Source organism: Nocardia abscessus, assembly GCF_015477775.1.
GTDB lineage: Bacteria > Actinomycetota > Actinomycetes > Mycobacteriales > Mycobacteriaceae > Nocardia > Nocardia abscessus_A.
The window spans coordinates 58,311-80,356 of record NZ_JADLQO010000023.1 but is presented as its reverse complement, the minus strand read 5'-3'; the positions used below and the strand labels follow the sequence as shown (position 1 = coordinate 80,356).

The following is a 22,046-nucleotide window of genomic DNA, read 5'->3' as shown; positions in this document are numbered from 1 at the left end:
CGGGCACGATGGACCATGCGCTGGAAACCCGCGGTCAACGCCTTCGCGATCACCTTCGCCGACCGCTGGCCCAACGCCCAAACCTACTGATGGAGATCGCCGCAAACACCGTTAGCGAGATAGACCCTCATCGGTGCGCGCCACCTAACAATGCGAGAACACCGCCACTTTCCACCGCGAGTCACAATGTGGGTCAGAATCCGTGTGCGGTATCTATGGGACGAAACCGGACGTGTCGGCCCTTTGTGGGACAGTCCGGGGTATGGCTCGGTTCGGGTACGCGCGAGTGTCCACGCGGGGGCAGAAGGACGATTCCCAGATCGACGCACTCACTGCGGCTGGGTGCGAGCGGATCTGGGTGGACAAGGCGTCGGGGAAGCTGGCGCGGCGCCCGGAGTGGGACAAGTGCTTCGAGTACCTGCGCCGCGGTGATGAGTTGGTAATCACGCGATTGTCGCGGCCGTTTCGGTCGGTGCGGCACATGACCGAACTCGCCGCGCAGCTCGACGAGCGTGGTATCGATCTGGTCGTGCTCAAGCAGGGCATCGACACCACCACCCCGGCCGGGCGGTTCCTGTTCCACGTCATCGCCGCGATGGACGAGATGCTCGCCGACCTGATCAGCGAGGGCACCCTTGAGGGTCTGGAGGCGGCGCGGGCCCGCGGCCGTGTCGGCGGTCGCGCACCGAGCATGACCGAGTTGCAGGTGCTGAAGGCGCGCGAGATGTACGAGGAGATCGACAAGCGTGGCCGCCGTCGCTACACCGTCACTCAGATCGCCGAGACGTTCGCGGTGTCGCGCAAGACCATCTACCGCAACCTCGAACGCGGCGACCATCCGCGTGGCCGGCACCAGTAGCAGCGCCAGGCCCGTCAGTTGATTCCGTCCGTCATCTCTAACAGGCGGTTTCTCGTGAATCTTGACCGGCAGTCAGCGTGTCGGGGTGGTGGGCGTTGCTCGCGATCCTGACGTCATCTCGGGATATGGAGGCTGCCCACGATCAGGTCTGTGAGGGCGGTGACCGAGTCTGCGGTGGTGGTGCGGCCGTGATTCAGTTCAGTCGCGATTGCCTCCGCCGCGCCCAAGATGCCGATACAGCGCAGCCGCAGTGCCTCGGGGGTGAGGCCGGAGTGCGGCTGGAGTGCGGAGGCCATCAGGTCGGTGTAGCTGTCGTAGGTCTCGCGCTGGACCGCCTCCATGTCCGGATCTCCCTTCAGTGCTGCGGATATCCCGGTGAGCTCCGGCATGTCGACGGCGCAGGCGAAATAGGCAGCGCTCAGGACCTGGGCGATCTCGGTCACGACGGGCCTGGCTTCACGCAATGCCCGTGCCGACGCGGCCCGGTGTTGTTCGTCGAGCCGCTGGTACAGGGCGAGCAGGAGCCCGGGACGGGTGCCGAAGTGGTCGTACACGATCGGCCTGCTCACTCCGGCGGCCTCGGCGAGGGTGACCAGAGTCAGGGCGTCGGCGCCCTGGGCGCGCACGATCGCCGAGGCGGTATCGAGCAATTGCTCGCGCCTGGCCTGCTTGGGCAGGCGAGTCCGTGTCGTGGCCAATCAGTCCTCCCTTGCGTCGCCGCTCCACTTTAGCTACAAAGTGTAGACTACAAAATGTAGGTTGGAGATGGGAAGTGAAAACTCATGGCGCTGCAGTCGGATTCGGTCTTGATCATGGGTGGTTCGGGGCAGGCGGGCGCGGGAGCGGCCGCGGTGCTGCGACAGTGGCATCCGTCGTTGCCGCTGACCATCGCGGGCCGTGATCTCGCTCGCGCGCAGCGGGTCGCCGACGAGCTGGGCTTCGCGACGGCGGTGACCATCGATCTCGAGCGCGACGATCTCGGTCTCGCGGCTGATCACGGCTACTCGGCGGTGGTCGCGGCGCTGTGGGATCGTCGGCGGCACGGGCTGCGCTATGCGCAGCAACGCGGGCTGCCGTACTTGAGCATCTCGAGTGGTCTGGTGGACATCGCGCCGGAGGTCGTCGCGGGCGCGCAGCGATCAACCGCCGCACCGATCCTGGTGGCCAGCCACGTTTTTGCCGGTGTCATCGTCCTCGCGACCATCCACTTGGCCGGGCAGTTCGACCGGGTCGATACCATCCGGATCGGCGCGGTGCTCGATGAGACTGACATTGGCGGGCCCGCGGGGGTGGCAGATTTGGAGCGCCTGTCTGTGGCCACCTCGGCGGCAATGGTGCTCCGCGACGGCGGTTTCACCTGGATCGCAGGCGCCGACACGCACGCCGAGGTGCACGGCGTCGATGGTGTCGCACGACCCGGCCAGGCCATCGCCACCCTCGACGTGCCCAGCATTGCCCTCGCGACGGGCGCATCGGATGTCCGGTTCGATTTCGCGGTCGGTGAATCTGCGGGCCGTCGCGGTGAATCGGCTTCCGCAGAGGCCACGATCGATATCGAAGGAGTGGATCGAGTCGGCGCACCGCTGCGCGTGAGTCGTTCCCTTGTCCACCCGACGGGGCAGCGCCCGCTGACCGCGCTCGGCATCGCCCTCGGTGTCGAACGACTACTCGGACTGCGCGGTGAGACCGTCCCGCCTGGCATCCACACTCCCGAGTCCCTGATCGAACCGGCCTACGCGGTCGAGCGGATGCGCGAGGTCGGTGCCACGTTCATCGATGCGCAAGACAACAGTTGAACGTGGGCTGTTGCGCCGCCAGCGGACACGTTGCTGTCTAGCCTGGGCCCGATCACCCGGGAGGACCGCATGCGTTCAGAACAGAGTGTCGCGCACCCGCAACGGTCGATAGCCGGTCGGACCGAGTGCGGCGAGTTCGGCGTCGATGTCGACCTCGATCGCGCCGAAGAAGTTGATGTTCTCGCTGTGCGCCGGGGAGATGTGTGCCAAGACTTCGTCGTCGAGACGTCGGCCCGCCCTGCGCATCTGCTCCACAGCGAGCCCGTAATACTCTGTCGTCCAGGCGATTACGGCATTCGTCGCGAGTGTCAGGCACCAGGCTTGTTCGGTCTGCGTTTCGAGGTGGCGGGCTCGGACCATGCCCTCGTGGGCGTAGAGCAGGTCGCGGCGCAGGGCGTGCAGGGATTCGCCCTTGTTGAGCTGGCGGGCGATGCGGCGCCGGTAGTCCGGATCCGATAGGTATTTCGCGGCGTAGATCGTGCGGCGCAGTGCCCCGTACTCCTTCAATGCCGCGGCCAACGCGTTCTGCCGGCCCGAGGCCGAGAGCTTGCCGACCAGCAGGGACGCGGTGGCGTGCCCGAACTTCAGGGATCCGGCCAGCCGGAGCAGGTCGTCGTAATGCTCGGCGATCAGATCGAGGTTCACCCTGCGGGTCAGCAGCGGCCCGGCGTGCGGGAACCGGGATTCGGCGTCCGCGCGCGGTCCAGGCCGGTACAGGGTGATCCGGCCCAAATCGCGGATCCGGGGCGAGAGCTGCAACCCGAGAAGATCGAACAACCCGAAATTCACCAGCGTCACCCCATGGGTATCGGTGGCGTGCTCGGTGATCGGTAGATCCGTTGCGTTGCCCAGGATCTCGTCGAGCACGTAGTGGGCTTCGCGGCGGGTGGCGACGATGACCTTGGTGCCGTAGGTGGCATGCTGATCGGTGACGTGGGTGTAGGTGGACAGACCTTCCTCGGCGAAATACCTGCTCAATGCTCTGGCGGTGAGGGACTTGCCGCGGGTGGGGAACCGCTGCCCGTCGCTCGAGGACAACGTGCCCGCCCCGAACACCGCAGTCAACGGCAGGCGCCGGTGGTAGTCGATCAGCGCCAGGTTCGCCGCCCGCAGTGTTTCCTCTCGCACATACCATTCCGAGGTCCAGGACAGGATGTCGTAGGAGATGCCGCATGCCTCGGCCATCCGGGTCAACCCCAGGTTCGTCGAATAGGCCAGCAGCACGGCGATGAGGTTGCGTTTCAATTCCGGTGTGCGCGACTGCTTTCCGGTGGCGTGGGTGAAACAGTCCAGAAAGCCGGTGCGTTTGTCCAGCTCGATCAGCAGCGACACGATCGGAGCGAACGGGCAGCATCTCGGTCAGCTCCGCCTTCAGCGACTTCGCCTCCTCCGGCACGTCTTCGGCGGACAGCGGGGAGATCACCAGATCCCCGGCCTCGTCCAGGCGCACCGGGCCCTCGCCCTCGGCCAGGACCACCTCCAGCTCACGAACCGCGCCGTGCAACTCGTCGACCAACGCGGCCAAAGATCGGCCGGGATCGGCGGATTTGCCGACCAGACGGCAGAATTCGTCCCGCTGCGGCGCCCACTGCTCGGGAGTCAGCAGATAGGCGGCAGGATCGGCGTAGCGACGCGACCCCGGCACGAACACGTCCCCGGTGCGCAGCCCGTCGCGCAGGCCCAGCAGCACGCACAGCTCCCAATAGTGCCGATACGAGGTCACATTGCCGGACTGGCGGGCTTCCTCCAGGTAGCCGCGCCACTTCGTCGGCACGAACCCCGTCGGTGCCTCATCGAATACCTTGCGGCGGCCGGTCGCGTTCAACTCGCGCACCATGTCGACCGCGAGCAACAACTCCGTGGCCGCGGTGCCGCCGGCGAACCGCACCGCCGACAACACGGCCGGGGTGAACTGCCGCAGATACGAATACGACGAATTCAACTCGGCCAGATGCCCGTGATCGCACGGCAACCGGGGTTTGGCCTCCGCGACCGCGGCCCGCAACCGCTCCCACCCGATCCGTTCCCCGCGCACCAGACTCCCGACCTCCTCGTCGGGGATCGCCGGATCGTTGATGATTTCCAGGAGCTCGTCCAGCAGCGCTTGCCGGTCCTCACCGGTCTTGCCGCGCTCGGCCAGCTCCTCGCGCATCCGGCGCTCGGCGGTGCTGAACTTCGCTGAGATCGCCTGGTCGAACAGCTGCACCACCTCATCGAGCACATCGGTCGCCGACTGCGCCAGCACCGTCCACAAGATCGGGTACCGGCGCTGCGGATCCCGCCGTTCCAGAGCCTGCGGGGTCAACCGTCGGCCCATCGTGGCCAGGAACCGGCGCCGCTCCGCAGGCAGCGCCGAGACGTCGAAGCGGTGCGCACCCAGGCCGCGCAGGAATCCCAGCTTGCCCACCTCGGCCTTCACCGCAGTCGCCGAGGCCTCCACCGGCCCGGTCGACAACCACCGCAACCGCGAGATCCCCAGCGACGCGTCGGTGACCAACAGCCCGTCCAGCGCCATGCACCGCTCGGGGGTGAACTCGTGCGCCAGCCGGTCGAAGGTCTCGGCCTGAGCCTGGCTACGCGCGTGCGCGACCCGTTCCACCAGCGTGACCGGCCCAGGCCGGATCACCCGCGCCGAGATCAGATACTCACACGCCAGCCGGAACAGCAGCGACGGTGAATCGTGCTCCATCGCCCGCGCCAGCAGAAATTCCTCCAGCTCTTTCAACTCCATCGCCCCGGCTGGACGCCACCCCAGATACTGAGCCGCTAACCGCACATGCTCACTACGTGTCTGCGCACGACGACCGTACGAACGAAGCTGCGCCGCATCGACACTCAACTGCTGCGCCAACCGCGCGACCGCAACCGGCGGCGCGTCCGCCACCTTGTCCGGCACGAACCCCAGCCATGGCAGACTGCACAAGATCACTGCCAGACCCAGGCGCACACCCGCCCCACGGCCCTGTGGGGCGACGAACGCCAGATCCGCGGGGCTGAGGGTGAAGTACCGGAACAGCTCCTCACGGCCGATCTGCGGGAATTCCCTGAGACGCGCCAACTCCTCGTCCGCGAATAACCGTGTTGCCACGAACCCAGCCCTCCCGCGCCCCGACCAACCTCATCGGCAGCCAAGCCAAGCACCAACCACCCCACACCGCATCCGAAACCGACAAATCACCCTCTACCAGCACACATCCCGAACTTCGTTGGATTTTCGGCGATTACTACCGGGACCCCACAAACCACGGCGCACCGCCGCAGCCACCCCTATGCCCTGGAAAGCGAGGCGTCATCCGATACCCGCATGCAACCCACCCGAACCTGCCTCGCGCACCCCTGCGCCCCCTGCCGACCTGATCCCGAGGAACGCTGCGATGACCACGCCGCGACTGCACGGCCGAGACCTTCTGCTGCCCTACGATCTGCTCAAGCGCGCCGCCGGCTACACCCTCACCGACGATCACCTGGCACGCGCAGTCGACGCCCTCCCCCACAGCACGCTGTTGGACGTACTCGCCGACACCTTCGGTCAGTTCCTCACCGACGCCGATCGTCGAGCGCTCGGCGACGACATCGACCCCTACGCCGGACGAACACCCACCCATCGGCACACGGGACCGGCCCTCACCCTCGACGACACCCTGCTCGAACAACAACTCGCGCACACCAGCATTCGCATCCCAGCCAGCGCTGAGTGGAGTCGGGCGTGGTGCTCCGCAGCTGCTGACTTGATCAGCGAGCTGGGGTGGAGTGAACTGATCACCATCACCGGGGTCGAGCACATCGAGGACCCGGCGGCGCACCTGCTGTACGCGGCCACCGGCCCCGAACTCGGCGAGGATGCCGATGGTCTCAGCGTCTGGGTCGAAATCGCCGGCATGCACGGCGTGCGACTGGGCACCGTCGACTACTTCGCCGGCACCGCAGACGGTCAGGGACCCACATTCCGCGACAACACCGGCGCACCGAACCCACAGAGCGCTGACGCCGGGTCGATGCTGCGCGGCATCCTCGCCGACATCAACACCCAACTCGACTGGCACAACCACCTACTGAACCCGTCCGCTCCCCGCCTCACCTGACCCCCGACGAGCTCCAGTCAGGCCCACCGCGGCGCACTCGGTCCCTGCGCCCGGACGCAACTCACTCCGGTAATGCCAGCGCGGCGAAACGTGCGCGTCGGCAAGCCGCGGCTGGCCGCATACCGCCTCGGCGCCGTGCCCGGGCCAGTCGGCGAGCGCCGCACCGACAGGTAGACGCGTCCCGTGGCTGGCGATTCGCGAAGTGTCTCGGCAGACTGGAATGCAGTTCATGAGCTGCAGGAGGTCGGCGGTGAGCCGTGGCAAGGACTGGGAGCGCCGGTACCCTGACCTGTTCGCGCCTTTGGACGCGCCGACGCGCCGCGCGGTCACTCGCACAGTAGCCAACCACGCCCAGGAAGTCGGGATCGAACCCGACCGCGAAACCCTCACCGATCTGATCGCGGTCCTCACCGGGGCGATCACCCCCGAGGAGTACGACAGGCGCTCAGACGACTGGGCCGCGCGGCACACTCACCGGCCGCGTCCGCGCTGATGCCGCACACCCCAGGGTGGACCGATCCCTACCTGTGGCCCGCCGAGGGCGGGGCACCCAGTGATGTCCTGCGCAACCGGTACGGGATACGCGATCCCGACCAGCTCGCCGCACGCGAATACCGCGAAACCACGCTACGGTCGATCGAGATCGAGCAAGGCCGCGCCGACATTCCCGCCACCGGCGACGCAGCCGAATGGCGCGCCATCCATCGACACCTGTTCTCCAACGTCTACGACTGGGCCGGACAGTTCCGCACCGTCCGCTTATACAAGGGCGAGTTCGAATTCGCCAGCCCGTCTTATTTCGAGGACTATCTCGCCGAAGTGAGCGCGGAAATCCGTGAAATCGACTGGGCTGCTCTGGATCAGAATCAGTTCATCGACCGCGCGGCACGCACTCACATGCTGTTGAACTTCATCCACCCGTTTCGTGAAGGCAACGGACGCAGCGAGAAACTGTTCCTCGACCGCCAAATCTCCGGCGCGCGATGGGAACTGGACTACAGCCACGTCGACACAGAAGAGTGGAATTGGGCGGGAATGTGGTCACGTGACACTCACGGACGCAAGCCGACCGACCATCGCGTCCTGATCGGGGTCTTCCGGCGCATCACGGTCCCGCGTGCCGACCCCGCCACTCCCACGATGTTGGATCCCACCAATTACCGGGACCTCGCCATCATCCTCGGCAACATTCGAGCCCAGACGGCCGGCACCCACATCGGTGACGCCATCGACGCCGCCGGACTGACCGGCGCTCTCGGTTCCGACCTGCCTCCCACGACCGGGGCTCCCACCACCCACGGCACGCCCACACCACCGAACGCACCTGAAATAGAACTCGACGCCTGACCACACTTCTGCGGCCCTGCCACTACATGCTGCGTCAGCCGGACACCCGGCAAGGTCGCGGTGGTCGTCACTGAGCGCGTAGTAGCCAAAATTATCGCGATCGGGTTTCCCGGTAGTCGGAGTCCCCTGCCGCCGATCGACGTGGTGACGCGCGCCCCTCCGAGCCCCGCCGACAGGTGACTTGGTGGCCCACCCCTCACATCACCAACACCCTTTTGCCCCTGAACGCCAGACCGCGAGACCGCTCTCCGGTCTGGCGTTCCGTCGTTTCCGAAAGGTGGCGGGTCATGCCCGATTCCCCCCTGTTTCGCCGTGCGCGGTCTGCGCCAGCTGCGAACCGGGTGACCGATACCCGATCGAGCACCAGCTGGTGTGTGAACACTGTGTGCGGCAGCTGTCGCTGTGTGTTCACTGCCGCCAGTTATCGCTCGCGTTGACCGAAACCGCCGACGAGCGTCAGTTGTGCGCTGAGTGTGCGGTCGGCTTTGCGCCGTGTGTTTCCTGCCGCAAACCCACCAACCCGGGGCTGCGTACCGACATCGACGACCCGGTCTGCCTGCGCTGCGCCACGGTGTTGTATGACGAGTGCTTCCAGTGCCGCCGCTACACCGCCGAGGGCCGCTACATCGCCGGCGGCCACCACACCTGCCCCGGCTGCGTCGACCGGTTCGACTCCTGTCCGCACTGCGGCACCCTCACCCGCCGCGGTCACAGCTGTGACTGCCGCACCCGTCGCGCGCATGTGTGGCACTACACCTACAAACCCGACCCCCACTTCCACGGCGAGGGCCCGCTGTATCTGGGGCTGGAGCTCGAGATCATCGTCCCCGGCTACCGCTACAGCGAATGCATCTCCGTCGCGACCGAGCACCTCGGGCGGCTGGGATACCTGAAGCAGGATTCCTCGATCCGCCCGACCGGATTCGAACTCGTCACCCATCCGATGAGCTACCGGTATGCGATCGAGCAGTTCCCGTGGCCGCTGCTCGCGGCGCTGGAAGACCTCGACTGTGAAACCGACTCCACCGTCGGGCTGCACGTGCATGCCAGCCGCGCCGGGTTCGACTCCCCCGCCCACATCTACCGGTGGATGAAATTGTTGTACCGCAACGAATCCGCCGTCTCGACCATCGCCCGGCGCCGCTCCCATTACGCGCCGTTCGACCGGACGGCACGAGCGCGGGCGCGCGACACCGCCAAAGGCCCGCAGCACGCCCTGGGTTTGGAGCGGTATCAAGCGATCAACCCGCACCCCCGCAAAACCCTCGAGCTGCGCGTGTTCGCCAGCTCCCTCGATACCCAGCAGGTGCAGGCCGCGCTGGCGTTCACCGCCGCCTCCATCGACTACACCCGCCGCCTACGAGTCGCCGACGTGCGCGCCGGCGGCTGGGAATGGTCGCGCTTCGCCGCCTGGGTCGCTGATCGGCCCGACTACCAGCCGCTGTGGGCGGAGATGGAGGACCTGGCATGTGCCTGCTGACATATCTTCCCGGGTGGGTCGCCGCTGACCCGGTGGCGTTGGCGATCGGTGCGCGGGCGAACCCGCACGGCCACGGATTCGCGATCGTCGCCGGGCGGCGGATCCTCGTCGGGCGGGGCATGCATGCCGACCGGGTGATCGAAGAGTTCACCAAGGCTCGTGCCCGCTACCCGCAGGGGCCTGCGTTGTTTCATTCCCGCTACGCCACCCGCGGCAGCATCGGGCTGGCCAACTGTCACCCGTTCCGGCTCGGTGGGGATGCCCGAACCGTATTGGCGCATAACGGCACTCTGCCCAAGCGGGTGCATCCCGGACCTTATGACCCGCGCTCGGATACCCGGATCGCGGCGGAGGAATACTTGGCGACACGACCGTTCGGGTCGATCGACACCCACCGCGGCGCGAGGGGGCTGGCGTCGTGGCTGGGGTCGAGCAAGCTGGTGATCCTCACCGTCGACCCGGTCTACGACTTTCACGCCTATCTGTTCGGTGAGCAGGCCGGGCAGTGGGTGGCCGGGGTGTGGTACTCCAACACCAGCTACCTGCCGCCCGAACTGCGCTGGCCGGTACGGCGACGACGGTATCTGTGCGGGAACTGCCAGAAGCTCGAACTTCACCGCACCAACCGCTACTGCGGCGACTGCGGCTGGTGCTTCGACTGCGCAACCGCCTTCCCCGACTGCAGCTGTCACACCACACCCATCACCCCACTACTCACGCCACCACGGTCCACGGGCGCTGACCCCGGCTCGTCACCATCACCGCCACCGCCACCGCCAGCAGGCCAGCGCCCCATGAACCAACGGCGCGACCCCGCCACCTGCTGATCCTTCCCTCCAAGAACCCCGCATCTGGCCCGTCGCTCGGGCTGGGTGCGGGGTTGTTTGCATTCCACGAGAAGGGACCTCGATTCGTCATGCCCGCCTCCCCTGTGGCCGACCCGTCGTGCGAAGAATGCTCGGCCTCCGTCCGCAGCGACGACCTGATCACCACCCTCGACGGGCAACACATCTGCCCGGCCTGCGCGGACGCGTTGGCGCGCTGCGACAGCTGCGCCACCCACGCCCGCGCCGACACCCTGGCCCGCACCATCGAAGACACCGTGCTATGCCTCGCATGCTTGACCGGCTGGCATCAATGCGGCGAGTGCGACGGCTACACCCGCGACATCCGCACCGTCGTCGATGCCGCAGACGAAGTCTGCGCCGAATGCGCCGAACGCTACTACGACACCTGCGACGACTGCGGGAAACTCGCGGTCGATCTGCAGTCCGTCGCCGGAGGTGACCAAGTCTGCAGCAGCTGTGAGGACGAGGCATACCACGAGTGCTCGGACTGCTCCACCCTCATCCCGCGCGACACCAGCTACTGCGACAGCTGCGCCGACAGCCCCGACCTCGACGGAGTCCACGACTGGGACTACACCCCCGAACTCCGCTTCCACGGTGACGGTCCGCTGTTCCTCGGCATGGAGCTGGAACTCAAAACTCCCGGCACCAGCTATCGCGACGCGGTCGACACCGCCGTCGCAGCCGTCGGGGACTTGGCGTATCTGAAGAAGGACAGCTCGATCTCCTGCGGGTTCGAACTCGTCACCCACCCGATGTCATATGAGTACTCGCGCGCACAGTTCCCATGGCAGCTGCTCAACCGATTGCGGTTGCTGGGCTGCTACACCGACGAGGGCGTTGGCATCCACGTCCACCTCTCCCGCGCCGGTTTCTCCTCCCCCGCGCACGCCTACCGGTGGTTGAAATTCGTTTACCGCAACGAAGACCGGGTCACCACGCTGGCGCGGCGGTCCTCATCGTGGGCGAAGTTCTCCCCGCAACAGCGTTCCAACGCCCAGGACTACGCCAAGGGCGGCAAAGCCGGTTACAGCCGTTACCAGGCCGTCAACGTTTTCCCCGAAGACACCTTCGAGCTGCGAGTCTTCGCCAGCTCCCTGCACCCTCAGCAGGTCCAAGCCGCGTTGGCGTTCGCCGCAGCGTCGGTCGAATACACCCGTGAGCTGTCGGCGGCGGATATCGCACGCCGGCACGGCTGGGAATGGACCGCCTTCACCACCTGGGTGCGCTCGCGCCCGGAGTACTCCCCGCTGCTGGCTGAAATGGAGGCCCTCGCGTGTGCATCCTGACATTCATCAAACCCGGCATCACCCCTGACCTGGAAGCACTGGCCAACGGTGCGTTGGCCAACCCGCACGGCCATGGCTACGCCGTGCTCACCGGCACCGACATCATCGTCGGCCGCGGCATGGACGCCGAGGAGGTGATCGGCGAGTTCGCCACTGTGCGTGACCAGTATCCAGAGCGGGCGGCGTTGTTCCATTCCCGGCTGGCCACCCACGGCCACTGCGGCGTGGACAACTGTCATCCCTTCCTCGTCGGCGGTGACGATCGAACAGTGCTCGCACACAACGGGATTCTGCCCAGCAACGTTCATCCGCGTCTGGGTGACCAGCGCAGCGATACCCGCATCGCCGCCGAGGATTTCCTGCCCACCCGGCCGTTCGGATCGTTGGATTCGTGGGAGGGGCGTGAGCGGCTGGAGCGGTGGCTGGGCAGCGACAAGATGGTCCTGCTGACCGTCGACCCGGCCTATAAGCATTCGGCCTACATCTTCAACGAACACTACGGGCACTGGGACGGCGAGATCTGGTACTCCAACCGCACCTACCAGCAACACACCTGGGGCTACACCTCCCCCGCGGACTGGGAGTACTGCATGGCCTGCGGCGAACTCGACTACGAGCAGCCCGGCTCACACTGCACCGCCTGCGGCTTCTGCGCCGAGTGCCTACGACGGTTCCCGCGCTGCGAATGCGAGGCACTCGATGGCCTCGAACGTTACGCCGACCTGATCGAGTTCGAGAACGCCTGACCATCACCGGCGCTTCTTCCTGCATGCCGTCTCTCGGCAATACCCCCTACCTCACCAGACAGATATCCTTCCGTGCCCTACTACTTCTGGCCACCATCCTCGCTCGGCTGCACATGTCGACGGCCACGCGGTCATCGCCAGCAACCGATGGCCACCACCTACGGGTGCTGCTGCGCGACCGCGACGACCCTGACCACGAATGGCGTTACGTCGATCTCGACACCCGCACCGCCGTACCGGCCGCCCACGCCCGGCCGCGACTGCACCGGCGCGGCATGCGGTGGCAGCGTCCGCGAGGCGGGCGCCGATAAGCGAACACCACCACCCGCCAGCACCAATCGATAGGAGCTTCCGAACCGGAGTTCCTGCGCCACGTCCTTGCTCGCATCCACCGCTGGTTCGACGACGACACCGACCTCGATGACGCCCGCGCCCCGCTACGCCACCGCCTGGCCAGCACCGTCTCGGCCGGTGCCCACGATGACATCGAGGACGGCGATCGGGGTGTCCGCGCTCATCGCGACCGAGCTGCATCAGCTTCGCCGCGCACAGGTAGCGGCCACCGTGCACACCCGCGGCGGCAAGACCCACGGCCACGGCCACGACCAGGCCGCGCACCACCACACCGTGCTCACCCGCGCCCGACAGCAGACCGGGGTGCTGCTGCCGCTGATGTTCGCCGAATCCTCCACCCGCTCAGCGGTCCTATCCCAGCCCGCCGTAATCCCCTCGAGAAAGGAGATCTGCCGATGACGTCGGTAACCCTGTGGTTCCCGCTGCCGAAGGTGCTCGACCTCGCCGAGCACGCGATGGCGGCTCCTGGCCATTCCCGCTCGCCGTATGACGATCCCGGTCCGGCGGTTCCGTCGCTGATCTGGGTCAAGGACCAGGGCATCTATCTGATGAGCAACGGACTACCGCGCCAACCCGGCGAACCCGGCACCCAGGAGGGGAGGGCTCGCGTCGTCTACGCCCTCGACCACGGACCCGGAACACACTGGATTCACGGTGAACCGCTCGGTGACGACTTCGCCGAATACCTCGACCTCAGCCAGAACTACGACGGCCACACCCTCATCGAGCTGATCCGCACCTCCGCCGCGGTGAACGACTGGTTCTGCATCACCGTCTCACCCCGCAGCTTCGAAATGATGTTCAGCCCAACCGCACCCGCACCCAATCCATTATCTGGCGGTGACCACCGCCGTTCCCATGATTTGAGGTGACGGGGGTGGGATCCGATTCGAGCCGCTACCTCGCACGTCTGCAAACCGACCCCCAATATCGGTCGGCTATGCCCGACGTCCCCCCGACTACGCGGGTGCTCGTCGCGGGGTATCACGCCGCGTTCGCAACCCCGCCCCAGCCGGGCGCTTCGATCGGTGTGTTCCCCGGCGTCGATCCCGTCCCCCCGAAGGCAGGGATTGCGGCGGTGATGGCGTTGGTGCGCATCGAGTACGCCACACAAGTCGACACCACCGATGACGACGACAGCCGAATTTACTGGAAGCGGCAGCATTTTGATCGGCTGCCCGCCGGGGACGGCTGGCGGCTGGTGCCCGCGCAGCTCGACGAGCATGCACGGTGGGTGATCGCGCGCGGTCACCTCGCTGCCGGTGGCTTGCAGGCGTTGCTGCCGCGTTCGGTGAGCGTGCAGGTGCCCGGCTCACCCATAGCCGTCGCGGTACACGATGTCGACCCCCACACCGGCCGACGCTGGCCGTGGTGATCGCCAACGCCACCGACTCCTGACCCCGTCCATCCGCGCCACTTCCGATGGCGTATCCGATCTATTCGAGGTGATTGTCGTTGACCGAACCCGTACTACCCACGCGGCCACCGATCCCTGCGCGATTGGTGCACGCGCCACTGTCACAAGGTCTGGTGGTTCCGCACATCACCCTCGCCCACCGCGACCGAACCCGACCGGTATGGGGCAAGATCGACCAGCGGCGGCTGTCGGATACCGTGTCACGCAAACTGTGCCAGATCTGCGGGCAGCCGCTTGCCGACCGTGTCGTGCTCTACATCCGGCCCGCCGACCACCTGCGCGGCATCGCCGTCGAGCCGGGCGTGCACCCCGAATGCGGCCACTACTCCCGCCACGCATGCCCCATGCTGGCGGGACGACAGCACCGCTACAACCCGCACCCGCCCGAGAAGTTCGCCCCTTGCGAGGACCCAGCCTGCGCCTGCCGGCTCTGGCAGCCCAACGAGCGCGATCCCCGCGAGGCGCCGCGCGAAGCCCAGCCCGCCGACGCCTGGTATGAGGTGTGGATCCCGCTGTCGGACTACACCGTCGTCCACGACCCAGGCACCGACACCACCTTGCCCGTCACCGGCATCAAGCTGCGCGGGGTGAAACTGCTGAAGATCCGCAAGGTCCGCGACGCCGCACCCGCCACCGGCCCGACCTCCCCTCCGACCGACCTGCTGCGCGCTCATCTCGCCTTCGCGGCCCTGTTCGGCTACGGGGGGCTGCGGCTGTGACGACGACACCGAAGACGGTGGCCCGCGTCGGTGCGCTGCTACGGAAGGCCGAAAGCACCGCCAACCACCGTGAGGCCGAGGCGTTCACGGCGATGACGCAGCGGCTGGCAACCAGCATTCGATTCGATCTCGCGGTCGCGCGCACCTGCTCGCCGCCGCCCGAACCCGTTCGGTGAAGTCGGGTGTGTTGGCGGCTCAGCTGCGTACGAACATAGCCGGTGGCTCGCTCCTCACACCGGCTGCTGCGAGGACTATGTCGACAGGGTGCAGCCGAGGCAATTCGCACTACACCTGAAGCCCAGTACCGAAAGATTCTGCAGCTTACGGCTTTTACCAACGGCTTATGCCTCGCGCCATTTCCGTGCGGCCAGGGCAGCCGACCCTCACACCAGTGACTCTGTGAGGCGATCGAAGCAATGAGCGACGACAGCACCCGGGAACTCACCCTCGACGTCCACGCTCAGCCCACCGTGTGGGCCCACCGACTCCATCAACGCAGTGCCGAAACCGGCCCACGCGGCCGCAGAGCACGAACCCAGCTCTCCCAGTGATGCGCTCACCCCTTCGACAACGTCACGCGGTGGGCGAGCTGGACTGCCACCGCGACGGACACCGATAGCAACGCTTTGGTCGACCCACTACGGCGACAGCCAGTGGTCGGCGCTGGAGTCGCTGACCCGCCGACTGTCGGTGTGTTCGCCACGCTCCGAGTAATTTCACCCGGGGCCGTGGTCATGACACTCGCCCCGCAGGATCGACGACGCCGACCAGATCATGCCGTCACGCCGCGTGGTGGGCATCGGTGCCGGGCCGACACTTCTGCCAAGCCCGGCACATCTCCGCGCCAGCGAATAACACGGCGACGAGCTCGAGCTGCATTGGGTTGGTTCGGGCTGGGAGTGTCAGCGCTCGCGCCGACGGTGGTGGTCTGGTTGCCGTGGCCGGGGCCCTCCCGCAGTAGCCCACCGAGCATCACTGCAGATCATTACCGCGCTCAACGCTTCCCGGCACCAGTTCGATACCACGACCCGCTGCGCCGGCTGCGGCTGGTGCTGCGAAGGCACATCCTCGCCGAGATCACGGCGCGCACGCCCGGGGACTAGCTCCGACCGGTGTTCAACCCCGCCCGCCCCGATCAGCTACGACTTTCCGAGAAAGACGGCACAGCAATGACTTTGATGGACCAACCGCGACCCTATGTGGTGGTGGTGGGGCGGGCCCTGATCGCCATCGCGGCGTGGGCATCCACCCGCGATCGGATCACCATCGATCAGATCTTCGACAACACCGACGACCGCGGTGATCTCCGCGATTTCGGCGCCGACCTGCTGCAGCTGCTCCACCTCCACGGCGTCGTCGTCGACATCGAGGAGTTCAGGCAGCGGGCGTGGATGCACTTCAACGAGGAGTCGGCCGCACCGCCGACCCTGCTTCCGGGCCCGGAGGCGACCACCGACCCCCGCCCTGGCCGCGATCCAGATGCTGAATACACCTTCGACACCTACGTGCTCGCCACGCTGAAGGTAAAAGCTTCCACCCTGTCTCAGGCCCGACGGAAGCTCCACACGTTGGCCGCCCACGATGTGCCCGACGCGCACGCGGCAATCGCCGATGGGGTCGAGATGACGATACTCGAGTACCGCGGAATCGCGGACATGCCTCATGGCGTCCCCGGGCAGCGGGGCGAGTTCGCACCGGAGAATAGCGGATTCGCGCAGCTGGAACGTATGGCGACGGGCAACACCGTGCTGCCGATGCTGTTTCGTGTCGTGCAAGTCTCGCCCGAGGGGAAGGACATGCACGAGGCGACCATGGAGACGCTCGATGAGTACCTTCGCAGCGACCGCGTGATTCGAGTCGGCCTCGCTCGCGCAGTCTGCCTCGCTGAAGGAGTGTCGGCACCGCAGATCGTTGTCCGCCCCGGCGGCGAATTCGAAGTCGTGACCCCAGGCTGGCAGGTTCTGTCAGGGTTCAGTCGCCGTCACGGCTACAACGGCCCGCTGATGGAAGCCTACGAACCCATCAACGAACGCCTGGCCGGGCGCATCCTTTGGCATCCTGGCCTGTACGTCGTTTTGTCCGCCTACGACGGCGCGGGATCGTGGATCGTGCTGTATCGCGACGACTCCGAGGAGATCCTGGAGGCGTTCGGGTGAAGGTCACCTACTGCGGTGACTGGCCGAGCCCTGCGATCGAGGCAGTGGATTCTGCGCATGTCACCTACAAGATCGCTGACGCGCACAATCAGCGTCTTCGCGAAGCCGGCCGCAGCGGCATACAGCCGTTGGATGGCGACTGGATCCGCAGCGACTCCGGCATGTGGCAGGTCGTCGGCGTCGGTGTGAACGGACTGCTTGCTGTGCGCCGAGCGACTGACCCCCGGCTCGTGCCGGAGCTGATGCTCTTCTCGGATCCGCTGGATCCGTTGCGGTGGCACCCGAACGTCAGCGCGGACAGTGTCCGCGCTGAGGTCACCATGACCGACGAGTTCGAACACGCTCGCGCGCTGTTCCGCCACAGCGATGGACGGTTGTTGACGTGCGGGTTCCCGGTGCGAGTCTGGCAGGCAACCAGTTTCGAGATCGACGAGAGCCAATCGCCGGTGACTCACCCTCGAACACTGTGCGGCGGACAGACGAATTGGGCGTGCTGCTCGAGCATGATCGGTCCACCGTGCGGGCATCGCCACAACCCCGACGGCAGTGTTGCCCCGCTCGCCGCCGCCGACTCCGAAGACGGCCTGGACGCGCAGCTGCGGGGCGTGAGAAGCCAGTTCCCCGGTACGGGGCTGGACCGTCCGAGCGATGCCGAATGGGAGCGCGCCGAGCTGATCATCGGCGACGCGCTGCAACGCTACTGGCCGCCCGGGACTCGGCTGGTCTGGCCCGCGCCCACGTGGCGAAACCGCGCCTGCCTGCGCAGCCAGGTGCGCCGCCACCTGCTGCGCATCTTCTACCAGGGGTGCACACCCGCCTCACCTCACGAAATCCCGGCGGCTAGGTGAGCACTGGAAACCGGCAGCCACCGGCACGAATGCACGCGACCGACACCTGGCCTGCCCGGCCAGTGACCCTCCCGGGCCGCAACTTTCCACGACACCGTCACCGGCGCTGTTCACACCTGCCGCGACGGCCTCCGACGCGGGCTGCGGCCTGGCAACCACCACACCTCGCTGCCGCTGGCTCGTGACGGGTCGAAGCTGGGGCGACTGGTGTACCCCACATCACAGAGGTAGGAATGCTGATGCTGGTCATCAACACCCGATCCACGATCGAGCCCAGCGAAGCCCGGGTAGCGCATTGGATGAGTCGCTGGAACGGCCGATACGCCATTCGTGGCGTCGCGATCGCGAGCTACCACTTGCCCGGACGCGACACCGCAGGCCAGCAAGCCGATTTCGTGCTCCTCACACCGCAGGTGTCGGCCGTGATCGAGGTCAAGGGCACCCACCGTGACCTCACCCACGGAGTGATCACCGCCGAGCCCAACGGGCGCTGGCACCACAGCAGTGACGACCGAGATCCCGTCCACACCCGCGCAAACGACCTCAACCCGATAGACCAGGCGCTCAGCGCGACCTACCTGTTCAAAGCGTTGGTCGAGAAACACAATCCCGGCCAGTCGTTCGTCTCCGCCGTCGTGGTGGTCGTGCCGCCGCGGCGCTCGCAACTGCGCCTGCAGGTGCGGTCGCTGCCGACCGGCTGCGAGGTCGTGCTCGGTAACTCCGGGTTGCGCCGCTGGCTGCACCGTACCGCACGCCGCGACCCGATCTGGACTGCCGAACAGGTGTATTCGCTGCTCAACGCGATGAACCTCGGGCCGGAACTGACCATCCCAGACCTCCTCGCCGAAGGCTTCCCCTCGCTCGAGGCACCACCCATCACCTCGACCGCTCGCCGAGCGAAGACGACAACGACGGTCGGCGCCACCGCTCCCACCGCCTCGCGGCCGGTCAGCGAGCATCCGCCTGCATCCGACACTCGGGTCGCTTCCTCACCCCGTGTGGGTTCGCAGTCCAGCAGATGGCGCCTGACCCCCAGACGACGAACCGACCACCGCGACCCGGGGCAGCCTGAACACTCCGGTGCCGTAGGGCGGCCACGTCACCGCCGCCAGCAGATCGCCGCACTCGTCGTTGTCGTAGCCGTCTGGGCCGCCATGTGGCTGCTGGTGGCGCATTACAACCCCACGCCACCCTCCGCGCCCGCCACTTCAACCCCGACCGAGCAGCAGTTCCCGCAGCTTGCGCCCCTACATCCGCAGCGCCCATGACCGGCGCTCTTCCGAGCGGCCGGGGCGACCCACCATCCACCTCAACCATTCCTCACCCACGGCCCAGTTCGCGTCAGCCGGGTTCGCCTGCCCATCGCGGGACATCGCGCATCTGCCCGCCTTACCTGCCCCAGGAGCAACATGTGGATGGTGGGACGTGATCGACCGGTTGCGACAGAACGGCCAAGGCGTGGCCGAAGTCGATCGCATGGCTGGAGCTGATACGCGCGGCGTCGCAGTAGCCGCGGACGTAGCCGATGGCTTCGAAGCACATCCGAAGCGCGGTGGGGTTTTCCAGTGCCTTTGACCGGGCCGCGAAGTCCGGGACTATGCTCGGGTCGTGTGGGAGTGTGGGGGATGCGTTGCCGGGCTCGCCGAGGCTGTCGAGATCTGCTGGATCGTCGTAGCCGCCGACTTCGAGGTATGCCGCGGTAGCGTGCCCATGGTCAAACACAACGAGCATCAATCCGCCCTCGTCCACAGCGATATCGCAGGTCGTGGGCAGAGTGGCGAGCCAGACCGAGATTTCCCGATGAGAGATCCCAGGCGCGGCAGAACTGGCGCACGGGACGCCCGATCGACTCCATGACTCCCACGCACCTGGTAAGGCCGCAGTGAACCGCACCCCACCCGTCACCCCCGGCGGCCCTCACGCACAACCCGCCGTCCAGCACAGGGGGTGGTCCATCACCGCCTACTGGAATGTGGACGGCTGGCGCAAACAGGCCGAACTGCTCGTGTGGCGATGCCCGGAATCGGGCAACCACTTCGCTCATCTGTGCGCGAGTGCCGGTCTCGGCACAGCGCTGATCGTCAACCACCCGCGGCGGCTGGAAATCGCATGCTCCGGCAAGCCCCTGCACATGCGCGAGGTCGATGCCCACCCGCCACCGACCGGCCCGCCCCCGCCACCGACCGCCCCACCTACACCAGCAGCCGCCACCGCGACCTCACCACGGAACTGGCGAAACTGCCACCCGCGCCACCATTTCGCCGCCGAGCCGACAGCCACTTCGGCACCCGCCACCACAAACGCACTCCCTGACGATCAATGCCCCCCCCAGCGGTCGAACGGCACAGCTTCGCCGTGCCGATACCCACTCAGCCCTCGAACATCTCGGTCGCTGCCGCTATCACTTCGCCGCTGCACCTGAGGCAGCCCATGTTCCATCCGGCTCACAGCCCATCACCAAACCGCAGCCGCATCGGCCGCCACCGCGCTGTGTGCGACGAACTCCGTGAAGAATCCCCGCACCCGACCCACCGTTCGGACGATTTGCCGACCGCCCCGGACGCGACACCGGTGTCCAACAAGCACGCGACGCTCGTACTGCGAGAGCGCCCGTACACCGGGGAGTCGGCAGAAATCATCAGCGCCGCGGTCTTACACGGGTTCACCCATGCACCGACACTATCCAGACCGCCGTATACCGTCGGCACCCCAGCGCCAGCGTCGCAGCAAAAACGTTGTCCGCAGGTCACCGCGCCGATAGCCACAGCATCGACTCGCGTGAAGCACACTTCATCGCTCAACCGCCCCTGTGAGCCACCGAACCCGCCCCCCAATAAAAACATTGTGTAGCAGATGAATTCAGCCTCTATTCCGTTGACAGCCCTTGCGGTGCTCGCGCTGGGTGGCGTCGTCGTGCTGATCTGGTTGCTGCGCCGATAAGCCGACCACGCTCCAGGGATCGGCCACCACTCCTGCGGCCGCGGACCAGCCACCGTTGAACCCGCCCTACAGCCGTGACGCCGGGTATTGGCTGTCCGAACTCGCGGACCACGGCACCGCGCTGGTGTCGCGCGCACGGAAACGACATGGTTCGTGTCGCAGGCGCACGGCCGCCTGCATTTCTGCCTGCCCGACGGGACACACGCCCGCGGCAACGCCGGGCACCGCCGGTGCGCGTCGCCTACGGCCGCAGCAGCGACGGCCGCCGCCGAACTGATCGCCGAGTACGAGGACAGCCCTCGAGCAGCCGCGCATCGTCCGGACCTGTGCTCGACACCGGAGCACGCGATCCTGCGCCCGACCGACCAGCGGATCTGGGGCCCACCGGCCCGCGATATCGCTACCGATGCCCTGGACATGACCAGGCTCTCTGTCATCGCGCTCAGCGTCCGCTGAGCTGCGCTGGCGACCTCACACACCTCCCCTCATTTCTTCACCGTTTCGGAAGGTCCCCATGACCCTCACGACTTTTCTGTTCGCTGCGCTCGCGTCCGCCGCACTCATCTATTTCCTCGGCGGCCTCGCCATCGCTCGTGGGCTGCGCCGGGCTACGTCGGTTACCCGCCGCCAGCGCCGCGCCGCCGCCGTGGGATGGCCGCTGCTGCTGGCACGTACGATCAGCCGTCGTTCGCGCTATGTCCGCGTGACCCGCGCCTGCACGAAAGTTGCGAACCACATCGGCGAAGTCTGCGGAATCGCCGGATACGACTTCGCCCCTGACGCCCGGGATCTGCTCGACGCACTCCATACCGCAGCGCGACTGCCGCGGTTCAGCGTGTTTCTCCGTGACACCGCCGCCCAGGCACCGCTCGAGCAACCAGCTGAACCCGCCCTGACCGAAATACGAACCGCCTTGGCCCGTGCGATCGCCTACCAGAAACATGATATGTGAGCGGGTGACCGGCCATCGACACCGCCCTTACCGCACGTCATCGCAACCGAACTGCCGGTGACTTTCCCAAACAGAACTACGCCGTCAATCCAGCGGCCAGCGCAGAAGTCGCCAACGGTCCACCGTTGCGATCAGCCGCTCCGAGATAGCCCTCCGCCTGACGCCGGCCGCCGGGGACTGCCCTCGACGGCTGGCATCGCGAGGATGATTCCG

The 22,046-nt window shown here is 66.8% G+C and carries 21 protein-coding genes and 1 pseudogene; 19 read left to right on the top strand and 3 right to left on the bottom strand.

Translation table 11 applies throughout. The features are described from left to right. Nucleotides 1-262 precede the first annotated feature (262 nt). On the top strand, nucleotides 263-859 hold the full coding sequence (locus tag IU450_RS36320) for a recombinase family protein (RefSeq protein ID WP_195154246.1): 597 nt from the start codon (nucleotides 263-265) through the stop codon (nucleotides 857-859). Nucleotides 860-972: 113 nt separating this feature from the next. Here the strand turns inward: IU450_RS36320 and IU450_RS36315 are convergent, their stop codons facing one another. Then, nucleotides 973-1,557 (bottom strand): TetR/AcrR family transcriptional regulator, encoded by a 585-nt coding sequence (locus IU450_RS36315; RefSeq protein WP_195154245.1) that lies wholly within the window; start codon nucleotides 1,555-1,557, stop codon nucleotides 973-975. Between the two features lie 84 nt (nucleotides 1,558-1,641). Here IU450_RS36315 and IU450_RS36310 point away from each other — a divergent pair, with 84 nt between their 5' ends. After that, nucleotides 1,642-2,655 carry a saccharopine dehydrogenase gene (locus IU450_RS36310; RefSeq protein WP_195154244.1) on the top strand — a complete coding sequence of 338 codons (1,014 nt, stop codon included), beginning with the start codon at nucleotides 1,642-1,644 and terminating at the stop codon, nucleotides 2,653-2,655. Between the two features lie 75 nt (nucleotides 2,656-2,730). Here the strand turns inward: IU450_RS36310 and IU450_RS41135 are convergent. After that, nucleotides 2,731-5,743 (bottom strand): annotated as a pseudogene (locus IU450_RS41135) (Tn3 family transposase). Between the two features lie 286 nt (nucleotides 5,744-6,029). On the opposite strand from IU450_RS41135, the gene IU450_RS36300 reads away from it, so the two are divergent. From IU450_RS36300 to IU450_RS36230, 15 genes are all read left to right on the top strand, one after another. Further along, nucleotides 6,030-6,737: a hypothetical protein gene (locus tag IU450_RS36300; RefSeq protein ID WP_195154243.1), complete on the top strand. Its 708-nt coding sequence runs from the start codon at nucleotides 6,030-6,032 to the stop codon at nucleotides 6,735-6,737. Between the two features lie 250 nt (nucleotides 6,738-6,987). Beyond that, nucleotides 6,988-7,230, top strand: coding sequence for a hypothetical protein (locus IU450_RS36295; protein ID WP_195154242.1), 243 nt, complete (start codon nucleotides 6,988-6,990; stop codon nucleotides 7,228-7,230). Beyond that, nucleotides 7,230-8,084: a Fic/DOC family protein gene (locus tag IU450_RS36290; protein WP_195154241.1), complete on the top strand. Its 855-nt coding sequence runs from the start codon at nucleotides 7,230-7,232 to the stop codon at nucleotides 8,082-8,084. Before IU450_RS36295 ends, IU450_RS36290 begins: the two co-directional genes overlap by 1 nt. 433 nt (nucleotides 8,085-8,517) lie before the next feature. Then, a complete protein-coding gene (locus IU450_RS36285; protein WP_228835613.1) occupies nucleotides 8,518-9,564 on the top strand; it encodes a hypothetical protein in 1,047 nt (348 codons plus the stop codon). Beyond that, nucleotides 9,552-10,391 (top strand): class II glutamine amidotransferase, encoded by an 840-nt coding sequence (locus IU450_RS36280; RefSeq protein ID WP_195154240.1) that lies wholly within the window; start codon nucleotides 9,552-9,554, stop codon nucleotides 10,389-10,391. Before IU450_RS36285 ends, IU450_RS36280 begins: the two co-directional genes overlap by 13 nt. 89 nt (nucleotides 10,392-10,480) lie before the next feature. Continuing rightward, nucleotides 10,481-11,701, top strand: a complete 1,221-nt coding sequence (locus IU450_RS36275; protein WP_195154239.1) for a hypothetical protein — start codon at nucleotides 10,481-10,483, stop codon at nucleotides 11,699-11,701. After that, nucleotides 11,689-12,447: a class II glutamine amidotransferase gene (locus tag IU450_RS36270; RefSeq protein WP_195154238.1), complete on the top strand. Its 759-nt coding sequence runs from the start codon at nucleotides 11,689-11,691 to the stop codon at nucleotides 12,445-12,447. The genes IU450_RS36275 and IU450_RS36270 overlap by 13 nt, the downstream gene beginning before the upstream one ends. A gap of 480 nt (nucleotides 12,448-12,927) precedes the next feature. Next, the gene (locus tag IU450_RS36265; RefSeq protein WP_195154237.1) at nucleotides 12,928-13,200 is read left to right on the top strand and encodes a hypothetical protein; all 273 of its coding nucleotides are present in this window, start codon (nucleotides 12,928-12,930) and stop codon (nucleotides 13,198-13,200) included. Further along, entirely contained in the window at nucleotides 13,197-13,673 is a 477-nt protein-coding gene (locus IU450_RS36260; protein WP_195154236.1) for a DUF3085 domain-containing protein, read from the top strand. Before IU450_RS36265 ends, IU450_RS36260 begins: the two co-directional genes overlap by 4 nt. Nucleotides 13,674-13,741: 68 nt before the next feature. Continuing rightward, the gene (locus IU450_RS36255; protein ID WP_195154235.1) at nucleotides 13,742-14,176 is read left to right on the top strand and encodes a hypothetical protein; all 435 of its coding nucleotides are present in this window, start codon (nucleotides 13,742-13,744) and stop codon (nucleotides 14,174-14,176) included. Nucleotides 14,177-14,256: 80 nt separating this feature from the next. After that, the gene (locus IU450_RS36250; protein WP_195154234.1) at nucleotides 14,257-14,937 is read left to right on the top strand and encodes a hypothetical protein; all 681 of its coding nucleotides are present in this window, start codon (nucleotides 14,257-14,259) and stop codon (nucleotides 14,935-14,937) included. Then, nucleotides 14,934-15,113 carry a DUF2786 domain-containing protein gene (locus IU450_RS40360; RefSeq protein ID WP_195154233.1) on the top strand — a complete coding sequence of 60 codons (180 nt, stop codon included), beginning with the start codon at nucleotides 14,934-14,936 and terminating at the stop codon, nucleotides 15,111-15,113. The genes IU450_RS36250 and IU450_RS40360 overlap by 4 nt, the downstream gene beginning before the upstream one ends. A gap of 936 nt (nucleotides 15,114-16,049) precedes the next feature. Beyond that, complete coding sequence (locus tag IU450_RS36240) at nucleotides 16,050-17,093, top strand: hypothetical protein (protein WP_195154232.1); 1,044 nt, start codon at nucleotides 16,050-16,052, stop codon at nucleotides 17,091-17,093. Nucleotides 17,094-17,137: 44 nt separating this feature from the next. Next, nucleotides 17,138-17,941, top strand: a complete 804-nt coding sequence (locus IU450_RS36235) for a hypothetical protein (RefSeq protein WP_195154231.1) — start codon at nucleotides 17,138-17,140, stop codon at nucleotides 17,939-17,941. A 239-nt stretch (nucleotides 17,942-18,180) separates the two neighbouring features. Further along, nucleotides 18,181-19,209, top strand: coding sequence for a nuclease-related domain-containing protein (locus IU450_RS36230; protein WP_195154230.1), 1,029 nt, complete (start codon nucleotides 18,181-18,183; stop codon nucleotides 19,207-19,209). A gap of 121 nt (nucleotides 19,210-19,330) precedes the next feature. Here the strand turns inward: IU450_RS36230 and IU450_RS36225 are convergent, their stop codons facing one another. Next, nucleotides 19,331-19,690, bottom strand: coding sequence for a hypothetical protein (locus IU450_RS36225; protein WP_195154229.1), 360 nt, complete (start codon nucleotides 19,688-19,690; stop codon nucleotides 19,331-19,333). Between the two features lie 1,344 nt (nucleotides 19,691-21,034). On the opposite strand from IU450_RS36225, the gene IU450_RS36220 reads away from it, so the two are divergent. Together IU450_RS36220 and IU450_RS36215 are read left to right on the top strand one after the other, a co-directional pair. Further along, the gene (locus IU450_RS36220) at nucleotides 21,035-21,337 is read left to right on the top strand and encodes a hypothetical protein (protein WP_195154228.1); all 303 of its coding nucleotides are present in this window, start codon (nucleotides 21,035-21,037) and stop codon (nucleotides 21,335-21,337) included. Between the two features lie 58 nt (nucleotides 21,338-21,395). Further along, nucleotides 21,396-21,833: a hypothetical protein gene (locus IU450_RS36215; RefSeq protein ID WP_195154227.1), complete on the top strand. Its 438-nt coding sequence runs from the start codon at nucleotides 21,396-21,398 to the stop codon at nucleotides 21,831-21,833. Nucleotides 21,834-22,046: the final 213 nt, after the last annotated feature.